This is a genomic window from Parafrigoribacterium soli (assembly GCF_040227235.1).
Classification (GTDB): Bacteria; Actinomycetota; Actinomycetes; order Actinomycetales; family Microbacteriaceae; genus Parafrigoribacterium_A; species Parafrigoribacterium_A soli.
This window is the reverse complement of sequence record NZ_JBELNZ010000004.1, coordinates 1-12677: the sequence shown is the minus strand read 5'-3', so window position 1 is coordinate 12677 and position 12677 is coordinate 1. Positions and strand designations below refer to the sequence as shown.

13 protein-coding genes are annotated in these 12677 nt (G+C 66.9%); 8 read left to right on the top strand and 5 right to left on the bottom strand.

The window, feature by feature from the left end:
• Positions 1 to 81: 81 nt before the first annotated feature.
• The 5 genes from ABUA37_RS11435 to ABUA37_RS11415 all read right to left on the bottom strand — a co-directional run bounded on the left by ABUA37_RS11435 (position 82) and on the right by ABUA37_RS11415 (position 5015).
• The gene (locus ABUA37_RS11435; protein ID WP_349899338.1) at positions 82 to 915 is read right to left on the bottom strand and encodes an ABC transporter ATP-binding protein; all 834 of its coding nucleotides are present in this window, start codon (positions 913 to 915) and stop codon (positions 82 to 84) included.
• Positions 912 to 1907, bottom strand: a complete 996-nt coding sequence (locus tag ABUA37_RS11430; RefSeq protein WP_349899337.1) for a putative F420-0 ABC transporter permease subunit — start codon at positions 1905 to 1907, stop codon at positions 912 to 914. The genes ABUA37_RS11435 and ABUA37_RS11430 overlap by 4 nt, the downstream gene beginning before the upstream one ends.
• 164 nt (positions 1908 to 2071) lie before the next feature.
• Positions 2072 to 3073, bottom strand: coding sequence for a putative F420-0 ABC transporter substrate-binding protein (locus ABUA37_RS11425; protein ID WP_349899336.1), 1002 nt, complete (start codon positions 3071 to 3073; stop codon positions 2072 to 2074).
• 183 nt (positions 3074 to 3256) lie between these two features.
• A complete protein-coding gene (locus tag ABUA37_RS11420; RefSeq protein WP_349899335.1) occupies positions 3257 to 3670 on the bottom strand; it encodes a VOC family protein in 414 nt (137 codons plus the stop codon).
• 19 nt (positions 3671 to 3689) lie between these two features.
• Positions 3690 to 5015, bottom strand: a complete 1326-nt coding sequence (locus ABUA37_RS11415) for an aminotransferase-like domain-containing protein (protein ID WP_349899334.1) — start codon at positions 5013 to 5015, stop codon at positions 3690 to 3692.
• A 131-nt stretch (positions 5016 to 5146) separates the two neighbouring features.
• Here ABUA37_RS11415 and ABUA37_RS11410 point away from each other — a divergent pair, with 131 nt between their 5' ends.
• From ABUA37_RS11410 to ABUA37_RS11375, 8 genes are all read left to right on the top strand, one after another.
• Entirely contained in the window at positions 5147 to 5995 is an 849-nt protein-coding gene (locus ABUA37_RS11410; protein ID WP_349899333.1) for a nitrilase-related carbon-nitrogen hydrolase, read from the top strand.
• 62 nt (positions 5996 to 6057) lie between these two features.
• Complete coding sequence (gene hydA, locus ABUA37_RS11405; RefSeq protein ID WP_349899332.1) at positions 6058 to 7491, top strand: dihydropyrimidinase; 1434 nt, start codon at positions 6058 to 6060, stop codon at positions 7489 to 7491.
• 21 nt (positions 7492 to 7512) lie between these two features.
• Complete coding sequence (locus tag ABUA37_RS11400; RefSeq protein ID WP_349899331.1) at positions 7513 to 8529, top strand: TIGR03842 family LLM class F420-dependent oxidoreductase; 1017 nt, start codon at positions 7513 to 7515, stop codon at positions 8527 to 8529.
• A gap of 34 nt (positions 8530 to 8563) precedes the next feature.
• Complete coding sequence (locus ABUA37_RS11395; protein ID WP_349899330.1) at positions 8564 to 9886, top strand: aspartate aminotransferase family protein; 1323 nt, start codon at positions 8564 to 8566, stop codon at positions 9884 to 9886.
• 89 nt (positions 9887 to 9975) lie between these two features.
• The gene (locus ABUA37_RS11390) at positions 9976 to 10518 is read left to right on the top strand and encodes a YceD family protein (protein WP_349899329.1); all 543 of its coding nucleotides are present in this window, start codon (positions 9976 to 9978) and stop codon (positions 10516 to 10518) included.
• A gap of 2 nt (positions 10519 to 10520) precedes the next feature.
• Positions 10521 to 10724 (top strand): 50S ribosomal protein L32, encoded by a 204-nt coding sequence (gene rpmF / locus ABUA37_RS11385; protein WP_325518187.1) that lies wholly within the window; start codon positions 10521 to 10523, stop codon positions 10722 to 10724.
• A gap of 21 nt (positions 10725 to 10745) precedes the next feature.
• A complete protein-coding gene (gene rnc, locus ABUA37_RS11380; RefSeq protein ID WP_407075379.1) occupies positions 10746 to 11465 on the top strand; it encodes a ribonuclease III in 720 nt (239 codons plus the stop codon).
• A gap of 5 nt (positions 11466 to 11470) precedes the next feature.
• Positions 11471 to 12577: an Fpg/Nei family DNA glycosylase gene (locus ABUA37_RS11375; protein WP_349899327.1), complete on the top strand. Its 1107-nt coding sequence runs from the start codon at positions 11471 to 11473 to the stop codon at positions 12575 to 12577.
• Positions 12578 to 12677 lie beyond the last annotated feature (100 nt).

The following is a 12677-nucleotide window of genomic DNA, read 5'->3' as shown; positions in this document are numbered from 1 at the left end:
CCCCCGCCTTCGGCGCGATCCCCGACGACGGTTTTCTCGCCCCACGCGCAAACGGTCAAGAGCCAAGAACGGTGAGCGCCGTCAGTCGGCCGGGCTGAACGCGATCACCGGGCGCCCGGTCGACGGATTCCGAAGCACATCCGCTCGCACCCCGTAGACCTCCCGCACGAGTTCGGGCGTCAGCACGGTCTCGGTCGCTCCGGCGGCGAAGACGGTCCCCCCGCGCAGCACGATCACGTGGTCGCAATAGGCGGCGGCAAGGTTGAGGTCGTGCAGTGCCCCGAGCACGGTCATGTCGCCGCCTCCCGCGCCCGTGGCGGTGAGCGAGCGGATGAGCGCCAGGGTCGCGAGCTGCGCGCTCACGTCGAGATGATTGGTCGGTTCGTCGAGCAGCAGCAGCCGCGGATCCTGCGCGAGCGCCTTCGCGAGCATCACCCGCTGACGCTCGCCGCCGGAGAGGCTCAGGAACCGGCGCTCGGCGAACGGCGTCAGACCCGTCGCCTCGAGCGCGTCGGAGACGACGGCCACGTCATCCGCGGTTTGGTCGCCCCACAGCGACTGGTACGGCGTGCGGCCGAGCGCCACCACCTGCCGCACGGTCAGCGCGAGCTCGGTGGTGGCCTCCTGCTCGACGAAACTCACCGTGCGGGCGCGCTCGCGACGCGGCAGCTCGTGCAGCTCCGCGCCACCGAAACGGATGCTGCCCGCATCCGCCCGCTCGATGCCGGCGAGCACCGAGAGCAGGGTCGACTTGCCCGCCCCGTTCGGTCCGAGCAGCGCCGAGAACGTGCCTTCCTCGACCGTGCAGTCCACCCCGTCGATGATGAGCGTGCCGTCGATGCGGATGTTGACCCGGCTCGCGTCGAGACCCCCTGTCCCGGCACCGCGGCTTTCATTCGCTCCCGCGCGGCTCACGAGTCGGCCCTCCGCCGCGCGAGCAGGAACGCGAACACGGGCGCCCCGATGAGCGCCGTGACGATGCCGACCGGAAGCTCGCGCGGGTCGAACACCGTGCGTGCGAGCGTGTCTGCCCAGACCAGGAAGATGCCGCCTACGAGCGCCGAGAGCGGCAGAAGCACCCTGTGGCCAGGGCCCACGAGCAGCCGCACGGCGTGCGGCAGCACGAGCCCGACGAAGCCGATCGAGCCGCTCACCGAGACCATAGCGCCCGTCAGCAGCGCCGTGATTGTCAGCAGCACCCAGCGCGAGCGCTGCACGTTGATCCCGAGCGAGGCCGCCGAGACGTCCCCGAAGGCGAAGGCGTCGAGGGTGCGGCCGCTCAGCAGGATCGGCGCCCCCGCGATGAGGATGGCCGCGAAGGCGATCGTGACCTCCGGCCAGCGCGCGCCCGCGAGGGAGCCGAGCAGCCAGTTGAGGATCTCGCGGTAGGAGTCGCCGGTCACCGTCCAGAAGATCACGAGGCTGGTGATGGCGGAGGCGAGGGCTGAGACCGCGATGCCGGCGAGCACCGTGCGCGACGGCGTGATGCGGCCGAGCGAGTTGGCGAGCAGCAGCGTCACGCCGAGCGCGAGCATCGCGCCCACGAAGGCGGCCACCGGAAGCAGCACGGATGCCCCGAGCAGCAGCACGGCGACCGCTCCGAGCGATGCCCCGGATGACAGACCGAGCAGGTAAGGATCGGCCAGCGGATTGCGCGTCACGGCCTGCATCACCGCTCCGCTCACGGCCAGTCCCGCACCGACCGCGGCCGCGGTCAGCACGCGGGGGAGCCGCAGCTGCCAGACGATTCCGTCCCGCAGCTCGGGCAGTGGGCTCGCGCCGAAGCCGAGGTGGTGGGCGACGGAGCCCCAGACGTCCGCCGGGGTGATGTTGGTTGGCCCGACGGTGATGGCCAGCACGACGGATGCCACCAGCAGCACCGCGAGCACGATCGAAACCACGGTCACGCGGCCGCTCCTCGGTCGGGCGGCACCGGTGCCAGGGTTTCGATTCGCTCGTGCCTCGCTACTCAACCCGCTGTCCTCCCGAGCGGAACCCGCACCCGTCCGCGGCCGTGTCGAAACCCGTGGGTTGAGTAGGCCGCCCGCGGCCGTATCGAAACCTCACCCCATCACTTCAACTGCAGCTTCTGCAGCTGCTTCGCCACATCCGCCGCCGCTTCCACCGTGCGCACGCCCGCCTCGCTCGCGGCGAACGGCACGATCACGTAGCGGTGGTTCTTCACGGCGTCGAGTGCCGCGGTCGCAGGGTTGCCCTCGAGCACGCCGATCTTCTTCTGCACGGTGCTCCACGACGCGTCAACCAGCACGATCACGTCGGGGTTCACGGCGATCACGGACTCCCAGTTGTACGACGTCCAGGTCTGCTTCACCGAGGCCGCGATGTTGGTCAGCCCGGCGGTCTTCATGATGAGCTCCGGTGCCCCGATGCCCGCGCCGACGTAGGGAACGGAGGACCCGGAGGAGAACCACAGCGCGGTGGGCTTGCGCTTATCGGGCGTGATGGAGGCGAGCGTCTTCTTCTGGCTCGCGATGAGCTTCGCGGGGTTCACGTGGAAGATCGCGGCGACCTGGTCGATCTCCTCGAAGACGTCCTTGAAGCCGAGCTTCTTCGGCTGGAACGCGGGCTCCTGGCAGGCGGCCGGGGAGACGTAGGTCTTCACGCCGAGGTTCTGCAGGTCGGTGCGGGCACCGGCACCATCGGGGGAGAAGTTCGACTCCCATCCGGCGTAGATCAGGTCGGGGGATGCTGCGAGCACGGCCTCCTGCGATGGCACCTTCTCGGCGAGCACGGGTAGCTTCGCCGCCGCCTTCTCCCACTTCGCGGGCACCGGTCCATCCTGGAACGCGGTCCCCACAATGCGATCGCCCAGGCCGAGCGCGAGCAGCATCTCGGTCGAGGTGGACTTGATCGTGATCACGTGCTTCGGAGCGGTGGAGCCGAAGTCGACGGTGGTGCCGCAGTTGTCGACGCTGAGCGACGACGACGGCGACGACGACGGATGCTGCACCTGCGCCACGGCGGTAGGCGAGCAGCCCGCCAGAGCGAGGGCCGCAATCGCGGCAACGGCCACGAGCGCGCTACGGGAATGGGTGATCGAACGGGACGTCAAGGGGACTCCTGGGGGATAGGCATGGCTGCGATCATCCGCGGGCACTACTGGCCGGCGGGAGACCTGCCGCCCCAGATCCGGGGCCTGCGCGCCGCATCACATCCGGTGCGGGGGTCCGGTGCACAATTCTACGCGCCCCGGCACGGTCCGAATGGCCCGCGCGCGGCAGCGCGGCAGCGCGGATCAGTGGGCGCGGCTCCACCAGAACTCGAGCTGGATGTTGTCGGGGTCGCGGAAGACGAGGGCGGCGCCGTTCTTGGTGTCCTCCGCGGGGGAGTGCTCCACCCCCATCGAGGCCAGCACCTCTTGCCAGGCGTCGAGGTCCGCGCGCTCGGCGACGCTGAATCCGATGTGGTCGAGCCCAACGTTGCGGTCATCGAAGCGCTCGAGCGGGATGACCGTGTGCTGGTTGAGACCGATGATGAGCCCGGTCGCCTCGTGCTGCAGCACGATCATGATGCGGTTGTCGAGGTCGACGCGACGCAGGCGTTTCAGGCCCAGGGTCTCGACGTACCAGCGCGAGCTCGCCTCCGCATCCGAGACGGAGAAGTCGATGTGTGAGGGAATGCCGAAGGTGGGTCGTGCCTGAGTTGTCATGCCTCCAGCGTATGACTGCTCACGCCCGCACCGCCGCGGCAAGCTGTGCCGCCACCGCGTCGAACTCCGCGCGCACGAAACCAGCTGTCACCCGGACGAAGTTGCCGCCGCCGGCCGCGAGGAAGGGCGTCCCAGCGGCAACCCGGATGCCCGCGGCGGCCAGCTGCACGACCGCGGATCGTTCGTCCGAGACCTCGAGCCACGTGTTGATGCCGTCCGCGACGGGCGAGACGACCCCGTGCGTGCCCAGCGCATCCGAGAGCCTGCGCTGTCTCGCGCGGTAGACGCGCCTGGCGTCGCTCACCTCGGAGATCGACTTGGCGGTGGTGAGGAGGTCGAGCAGGATGGTCTGCAGCATGCGCGAGGTCCAGCCGGGCCCCAGGATGCGCCGCGAGACGAGTTGGTCGATCAACTCGGTCGGCCCGCCCACAGCGGCGATGCGCAGGTCCGGCCCGTGCGACTTGGAGAAGCTGCGGATGTGCAGCACCTGGTCGGGCAGCCACGTGCCGAGGCTCACCTCGCGGCTCGCCGAGATCTCACCGGAGTGGTCGTCCTCGACGATGATCAGTTCGCTCGAGATGCGGCTGTTGCGGATGACGCGAGCGAGTTCCTGCGCCCGCGTCGCGCTGAGCGAGCGGCCGGTGGGGTTCTGCGCCCGGGGCTGGAGCACTATCGCCCGCGGACGAAGCCGTAGCGCCTCCGCGAGGGCGCCCGGGCGCATTCCGTCCTCATCGAGGTCGACGGGCACGCGAATCGCTCCGACGTGGTCGAGCAGGTCGAAGATCGGCGGAAATCCCGGGTTCTCCACGACCACGCGGTCGCCGAATCGCACGACCATGTCGAGCGCACGCGAGATGCCGTCCATGGCGCCATCGACCACCGTGACGGCCTCCACGTCGTATGGCCAGCGATCGCGCAGCACCGCTTCGAGCTCGGGGATCACGGGCTGGTCGAGGTAGCTCGTGGTGGCCGCGCGCATGGAGACCCGGCCGAGCGCTGGCCCGAGGGCCGGTAGCAGCTGCGGGTCGGGCGTGCCGGTGGAGAGGTCGAGTCGCGTTGCTTCGAGCTGCCCCGCGAGCCCCTGGAATCGGGGTGGCAGCCAGCGCCGAGGCGTCGCGCGCACGAAGCTACCGCTACGCCCGCGCGAGATGATGAGTCCCACCTCCGAGAGGGCTTGCCAGGCGTGACTGACCGTCGCGGGGCTGATCTTCAGGTCGGCCGCGAGCTCACGAACCGTCGGAAGGCGATCGCCGGGGGCCAGGTCTCCCGTGCTGATCATCCGCGCGATGGTCGTCGCGATGCCGTGCGGCGTCGCCTCCTCGACCTCGGGTGCGACGGGCTTCATGGCGTGTCCAAACGCTCGGGGATTGATCTGTTCGCGAACACCATCTATGTTTGCGCCAAGTCGTTAACAGCAATACCACACAAATGTTTACGATGCAAAATAACAAATGCGTTGCACCAATGGAGGTACAGATGACCGTCGTACGAGCCGCGGTAACCCAGACGACCTGGACCGGCGACAAGGAATCGATGATCGCCAAGCACGAGCAGCTGGCTCGGGATGCGGCCGCCCAGGGTGCCCAGGTGATCTGCTTCCAGGAACTCTTCTATGGCCCATACTTCGGCATCATCGAGGACGCCAAGTACTACGACTACGCCGAATCGGTGCCCGGCCCCACCGTCGAGCGCTTCCAGGCGCTGGCGAAGGAACTGCACCTCGTCATCGTCCTCCCCGTCTACGAGGAAGAGATGCCCGGCGTGTACTACAACACGGCAGCGGTGATCGACGCAGACGGCAGCTACCTCGGCAAGTACCGCAAGCACCACATCCCGAACCTTCCGCAGTTCTGGGAGAAGTTCTACTTCCGCCCGGGCAACCTCGGATACCCCGTCTTCGACACCGCGGTCGGCAAGATCGGCGTGTACATCTGCTACGACAGGCACTTCCCCGAGGGATGGCGGGAGCTCGGCCTGAACGGAGCGCAGATCGTCTTCAACCCCTCCGCCACGAAACCGGGCCTCTCCAATCGCCTGTGGGAGCTCGAGCAGCCGGCGGCGGCGGCGGCGAACCAGTACTTCATCGGAGCCAACAACCGCATCGGCACCGAGAGTGAGGAGTTCGGCGACGAGGCCGTCACCTTCTACGGCAGCTCCTACTTCGTCGACCCGCGCGGCAACTACGTCGGCGAGGTCGCGAGCGAAGACCAGACCGAGATCGTGGTGCGCGACCTCGACCTCGACGTGCTGCGGGAGGTGCGCAACGCCTGGCAGTTCTACCGCGATCGCAGGCCGGAATCCTACGAGGCGACGGTGGCCCCGTAAACCAAGCGGGTTGAGTAGGCCGCCCGCGGCCGTATCGAAACCTCACGAACCAGGAAAGCCACATGAAAACACTCATCAAGAACGGCACCGTCGTCAACGCGACGGGCACCGCATCCGCCGACGTGCTCATCGACGGTGAGACCGTCGCCGCAGTGCTGGCGCCCGGCTCGACCCTGCTCGGCTTCGACCTCGAGTCGAACGTCGACACCGTGATCGATGCGAAGGGCAAGTACGTCATCCCGGGCGGCGTCGACGCACACACGCACATGGAAATGCCCTTCGGCGGCACGAACGCCAGTGACACCTTCGAGACGGGAACCCGGGCCGCTGCCCACGGCGGCACCACGAGCATCGTCGACTTCATCGTGCAGTACCCCGACCAGAACATCCTCGACCAGTACCGGCTGTGGCATGAGAAGGCCGCGGGCAATTGCGCGATCGACTACGGCTTCCACCAGATCCTCTCCGACGTTCAGGATGCTTCGCTCACCGCCATGGACGAGCTCATCGAGGAGGGGGTGTCGAGCTTCAAGCTCTTCATGGCCTACAAGGGCGTGTTCCTCTCCGACGACGGGCAGATCCTGCGCGCGTTCCAGAAGGGTGCCTCGAACGGTGCGCTCATGATGATGCACGCCGAGAACGGCGGCATGATCGACGTGCTCGTCAAGCAGGCGATCGACGCGGGCAACACCTCTCCCTACTACCACGGGCTCACTCGCCCGTGGCAGGCGGAGGAGGAGGCGACCCACCGCGCGATCATGATCGCGAATCTCACCGGTGCCCCGCTCTACGTCGTGCACGTGAGCGCGAAGCAGGCCGTGGAGCAGATCGCCACGGCGCGCGACGCCGGCCAGAACGTCTTCGGGGAGACCTGTCCGCAGTACCTCTACCTCTCGCTCGAGGAGCAGCTGGGAGCCCAGAGCAAGGAGTGGGGCTCCTTCGAGGGCGCCAAGTGGGTGTGCTCCACGCCGCTGCGCTCGCGCGAGGAGGGGCACCAGCACCACATGTGGCGCTCGCTTCGCACCAACGACATCCAGATGGTTTCCACCGATCACTGTCCGTTCTGCATGAAGGGCCAGAAGGACATGGGGCTGAACGACTTCTCCAAGATCCCCAACGGCATCGGCTCGGTCGAACACCGCATGGACCTCATGTACCAGGGCGTCGTCGACGGCCACATCTCGCTGTCGCGCTGGGTGGAGCTCACCTCCACCACGCCGGCACGGATGTTCGGGATGTACGGCAAGAAGGGCGTCATCCAGCCCGGTGCCGACGGCGACGTGGTGATCTACGACCCGAACGGGCACACCTCGATCGGCGTCGACAAGACCCACCACATGAACATGGACTACTCCGCCTGGGAGGGCTTCGAGATCGATGGCCACGTCGACACCGTGATCTCCCGCGGCAAGGTCATCGTCGACGACAACAAGTACCTCGGCACTAAGGGTGACGGCAAGTACTTCAAGCGCGGCCTCAGCCAGTACCTGACCTAGTTCATAACAAGAAAGCACAGGATGGATTTCGGAGCAGTACTCCAGACCAACCCGCCGGCGTCTCGCACGGTCGCCCTCGCGAAACTCGCCGAGCAGCAGGGATTCAGCCACGTCTGGACCTTCGACTCGCACCTGCTCTGGCAGGAGCCCTACGTGATCTACAGCCAGATCCTGGCCGAGACGCACAGGGTCAAGGTCGGGCCCATGGTCACCAACCCGGCCACTCGTGACTGGACCGTCACGGCGTCCCTCTACGCCACCCTCAACGAGATGTACGGCAACCGCACGATTTGCGGCATCGGGCGCGGCGACTCCGCAGTGCGCGTGACGAACGGGGCTCCCACGACGCTGAAGACGCTTCGTGAGGCCATCCACGTCATCCGTGAGCTCGCGAACAGCCGCAGTGTGGAGTACAACGGCGCCACGCTGCAGTTTCCGTGGAGCACGGGCTCACAGCTCGACGTCTGGGTCGCCGCCTACGGACCGCTCGCGCTCAAGCTCGCGGGCGAGGTGGGCGACGGGTTCATCCTGCAGCTCGCCGATCTCGACATCGCCGAGTGGATGATCAAGACCGTGCGTGGCGCGGCGGAGGCGGCGGGTCGCGACCCGCTCTCGGTCAAGTTCTGTGTCGCAGCACCGATGTATATAGGAACGGACGTCGCCCACATGCGCGACCAGTGCCGCTGGTTCGGCGGCATGGTCGGCAATCACGTCGCGGACATCGTGGCCAAGTACGGCTCGGACGGTGCGGTGCCGAAGGCGCTCACCGACTACATCAAGGCGCGCGAGGGCTACGACTACAACGAGCACGGCCTCGCGGGGAACAGTCACACGGCGTTCGTTCCCGACGACATCGTCGACCGCTTCTGTGTGCTCGGCACCGCGGAGCAGCACATCGAGAAGCTCAAGGCGCTGAAGGAGCTCGGAGTCGATCACTTCGCCGGGTACCTGCAGCACGACAACAAGGAAGAGACGCTGCGCGTGTATGGGGAGACCGTGATCCCGGCACTTCGCGCCCATATTCTCGCCAAGGCATGAAACACACCGCACCACGCCAGAAGAAGGAACACGCATGAGCACCACCCCTGACCCCGCAGAAGGCAAGCTTGCCTACGACCTCGACCGCGCGCACGTCTTCCACTCGTGGTCGGCGCAGGGGGCGCTCAAGCCCTTCGTGATCGCCGGCGCGCTCGGCAGCACGGTGTGGGATTACGACGGCAGGGAATATCTCGACTTTTCGAGCCAGCTCGTCAATATGAACATCGGGCACCAGCATCCGAAGGTGGTCGAGGCCATCAAGGCGCAGGCCGACGTGCTCACGATGGTCGCGCCCGCCCACGCCAACATCGCGCGCGGCCAGGCGGCCATGCGCATCCTCGAAAAGGCCGGCCGACCGTTCAACAAGGTCTTCTTCACCAACGGCGGTGCGGATGCGAACGAGAATGCGATCAGGATGGCCCGCCTCGTCACCGGTCGAGACAAGGTGCTCTCGCAGTACCGCTCGTACCACGGCAACACGGGTGCGGCGATCAGCGCGACCGGCGACTGGCGCCGCGTGCCCAACGAGTACTCGCGCGGCCACGTGCACTTCTTCGGGCCGTTCGCCTACCACTCCGAGTTCTGGTCTGACTCACCTGAGCAGGAGAGCGAGCGAGCCCTGCACCACCTGGAGCGGACCATCCAGGCCGAGGGAGTCGACTCCTTCGCCGCGATGCTCATCGAGACGATCCCCGGCACCGCGGGCGTTCTCGTGCCGCCGCCCGGTTATCTCGCCGGCGTGCGGGCACTCGCCGACAAGTACGGCATCGTGCTCATCCTCGACGAGGTCATGGCCGGGTTCGGGCGCACGGGGGAGTGGTTCGCCTTCAAGGGCTTCGACGTCGTGCCTGATCTGATCACCTTCGCGAAGGGCGTCAACTCCGGCTACGTCCCCGCCGGAGGCGTGATCATCTCCGAGTCGATCGCGCACAAGTTCGACGACGAGGTCTTCCCCGGTGGACTCACCTATTCCGGGCATCCGCTCGCCATGGCGGCCATCGTCGCCACGATCGACGCGATGGACTCCGAGGGCATTGTCGACAATGCGCGCCGGATGGGCGAGGAACACATCGGACCGGGCCTGCGCGCCCTCGCCGAGCGGCACCCCATGATCGGAGAGGTGCGCGGACTCGGCGTGTTCTGGGCGCTCGACCTGGTCGACGATGCGGAGAGCCACCACCCCGTCTCGGGCGCCGTGATCGCGGCGCTCAAGGGTGAATTGATGTCGAGGGGCCTCCTACCCTTCGTGTCGGAGAATCGCCTGCACGTCGTGCCGCCCTGCGTCGTGACGGCCGAAGAGGTTGATCGAGCGCTCGCCATCTACGAGGAGGCGTTCTCGGCGGTCGAGTCGGCATAGCGCTCGATTCTCGGCGTCCGGCACGCTCAGCAAGGGTCGGGTAAACTCTTTCGGTGCCACATACCGCTCCCACTCCGTTCACGGTCGACGTGTACGACCTGCTCCACCGGCCAGGTGAGATGCGTGAGCGCACCCTTGAGATCACCGTCCCCGACGACATGGGCACCGACATCATCGCGGTGAAGGCGGGGTCCACGCTCGACGTCGACCTGCGATTGGAGTCGTTGCACGACGGCATTCTGGTGTCTGCGGATGTCTCGGGCACGGCATCCGGGGAGTGCGTGCGATGCCTCATCGACATCGAACAACCGGTCGAAGTCGAAATTCAGGAGCTTTTCGCGTATTCTCATGACGAAGCTTTCGAGTACGAGGTTCAGGTCGACACCATAGATCTCGAACCCGTCATCAGGGACGCGGTGGTCTTGTCACTGCCGTTCCAACCGGTTTGTCAGGATGATTGCCTCGGTTTGTGCCCGCAGTGTGGGGTGCGATTGCTCGACAATCCGGGTCACGAGCATGAAGCGCCCGTCGATCCTCGCTGGGCCGCGCTTGCCGGACTCGACGGACTGAAGCACGAGCCCCAAGAAGATGTAGCTGACGCCAGCAGTGGAGTCACCGAAGAGAAGAGATAGCCATGGCAGTACCGAAGCGCAAAATGTCGCGCGCGAGCACCCGTGCCCGTCGCGCGCAGTGGAAGGCCACGCCTCCCACCCTGGTGAAGACCGTCGAGGGTGGCAAGACCACCTATAGCCTTCCGCACCGCGCGAAGGTCGTTGAGGACTCCACCGGCGCAGCCCTGTACCTCGAGTACAAGGGCCGCAAGGTAGCCGACGTTTAACCGGTCGTCTGGCGTGTGCTCGTGAGCGGTAACGAATCCGCTGCGGCCGAACTCGCCTCACAACTTTCTATCGCGATCAGCCCGGAACTTCTCGAGCTGGCGCTTACTCATCGTTCCTTCGCATACGAAAACGGCGGGCTGGCGCACAACGAACGCCTCGAGTTCCTTGGCGACTCGATCCTCGGGCAGGCCGTCACGGTCATGCTTTACACGACGAACCCCCACCTGGATGAGGGCGAACTGGCCAAGCGGCGCGCAAGCCTCGTCAGCAGTGTCGCGCTCGCCGAGGTCGCCCGCTCGATCGGGCTCGGCAGGTACATCAGGCTCGGCAGGGGCGAGGAACTGACCGGCGGTCGGGACAAGTCCTCGATCCTCGCGGACACGGTCGAGGCCGTCATCGGCGCGGCCTTCCTCGATGCGGGTGCCGCGGAGGCGACCGCGCTCGTGCTGCGGCTGATCATGCCGCTCATGGACAACCCCGAGCGATTCGGTGCGGCCATGGATCCGAAGACGAGCCTGCAGGAGCTCGCCGCTTCCCTGGGGCGTGGCGTTCCGACCTACGTCGTCACCGACAGCGGGCCCGATCACTCGAAGCGCTTCCACGCGGTTGTCATGCTCGGTGGCGCCGAGATCTCCGCCGGCGACGGCACGAGCAAGAAGCAGGCCGAGATGGCCGCAGCCCTCGAGGCCTGGACGCTGCTGCAGGTGCCGCCGCCGCAGGCTGCACAGCCGCCTGCCTGACTCGGATGCCGGAGCTTCCCGAGGTCGAAGTCGTTCGAGCCGGCCTCGCGCCCGCCGTGACCGGCGCCACCGTCGCATCCGTCACGGTCTTCGACGAGCGATCCCTGCGCCGTCACCCCGGCCCCAGCGAAGACTTCGTCGCCCGCCTCATCGGCCGCACCTTCACCTCGGCGGTGCGCCGCGGCAAGTTCCTCTGGCTGCCGCTAGCACCGCTGCCCACCGCGGGTGCTGTTTCGGAAATTCAGGACAATGGCGCAGGTTCCGCTTTGGCCGCGGTGCCACCACGAGTCACAACTGACCACAGTCCTGAGTTTCCAACGGAGGCGGTCGTCGTGCACCTCGGTATGAGCGGGCAGGTGCTGCTGCGTGCGCCCGGGTCCGCGGACGACGCGCTGACGCGCATCCGTCTCGAACTCTCGTCGCCGACGCACGGCACGCTGCTCATGAATTTCGCCGACCAGCGCATCTTCGGCTCCATGGCGATCGACGAGCTGATCCCCACCCCGGATGGCAGGCCCGGTGGTTACAGTGGCGCCCCGCTGGTCGAGCTCGTCGAGACCTCACCGGTCGAGACTCCGCTGGTCGAGCCTGTCGAGACCTCACCAAGCGGTAACTCCGGGGTGAAGCCTCGCGCCGCTGGGGCCTCCCTCGCCGTCATCCCGCGCACCGTCGCTCACATCGCGCGCGATCCGCTCGATCCCGCCTTCGACGAGAAGCGCTTCTTCGCAGCCCTCGCCAAGCGAAAGACCGGTATCAAGCGCGGGCTGCTCGACCAGTCCCTCGTGAGCGGCATCGGCAACATCTACGCGGATGAGGCGCTCTGGGCCGCGCGCATCCATTACGACCAGCCGACCGATACGCTCAGTCGCGCCAAAGCGAAGACCCTGCTCGCCGAGGTGCGCCACGTGCTGGCGAAGGCGCTCGGCGAGGGCGGAACGAGCTTCGACGCGCAGTACGTCAACGTCAACGGCGCATCCGGCTACTTCTCCCACTCGCTCAACGCCTACGGGCAGCAGGGCAAGCCGTGTCCGCGCTGCGGGCGCCCGATCGTGCGAGAGCAGTTCATGAACCGCGGCTCCCACTTCTGCCCGCACTGCCAGCGCCTCCGCTAGCTGTACTCGGTCAGCAGGTTGGTGGCACTTTTCGGGTCGTGAGATAGCGAAGACCTCCTAGGTTGTGAGTAATCACACACCACGTTCTAGGAGGTCTCCT

Excerpts from the sequence above, each read along its gene's own strand:
- ABUA37_RS11420 (WP_349899335.1), bottom strand. The coding sequence starts at position 3,670 with ATGACAACTCAGGCACGACCCACCTTCGGCATTCCCTCACACATCGAC.
- ABUA37_RS11415 (WP_349899334.1), bottom strand. The coding sequence starts at position 5,015 with ATGAAGCCCGTCGCACCCGAGGTCGAGGAGGCGACGCCGCACGGCATC.
- ABUA37_RS11410 (WP_349899333.1), top strand. The coding sequence starts at position 5,147 with ATGACCGTCGTACGAGCCGCGGTAACCCAGACGACCTGGACCGGCGAC.
- hydA (WP_349899332.1), top strand. The coding sequence starts at position 6,058 with ATGAAAACACTCATCAAGAACGGCACCGTCGTCAACGCGACGGGCACC.
- ABUA37_RS11400 (WP_349899331.1), top strand. The coding sequence starts at position 7,513 with ATGGATTTCGGAGCAGTACTCCAGACCAACCCGCCGGCGTCTCGCACG.
- ABUA37_RS11395 (WP_349899330.1), top strand. The coding sequence starts at position 8,564 with ATGAGCACCACCCCTGACCCCGCAGAAGGCAAGCTTGCCTACGACCTC.
- rpmF (WP_325518187.1), top strand. The coding sequence starts at position 10,521 with ATGGCAGTACCGAAGCGCAAAATGTCGCGCGCGAGCACCCGTGCCCGT.
- ABUA37_RS11375 (WP_349899327.1), top strand. The coding sequence starts at position 11,471 with ATGCCGGAGCTTCCCGAGGTCGAAGTCGTTCGAGCCGGCCTCGCGCCC.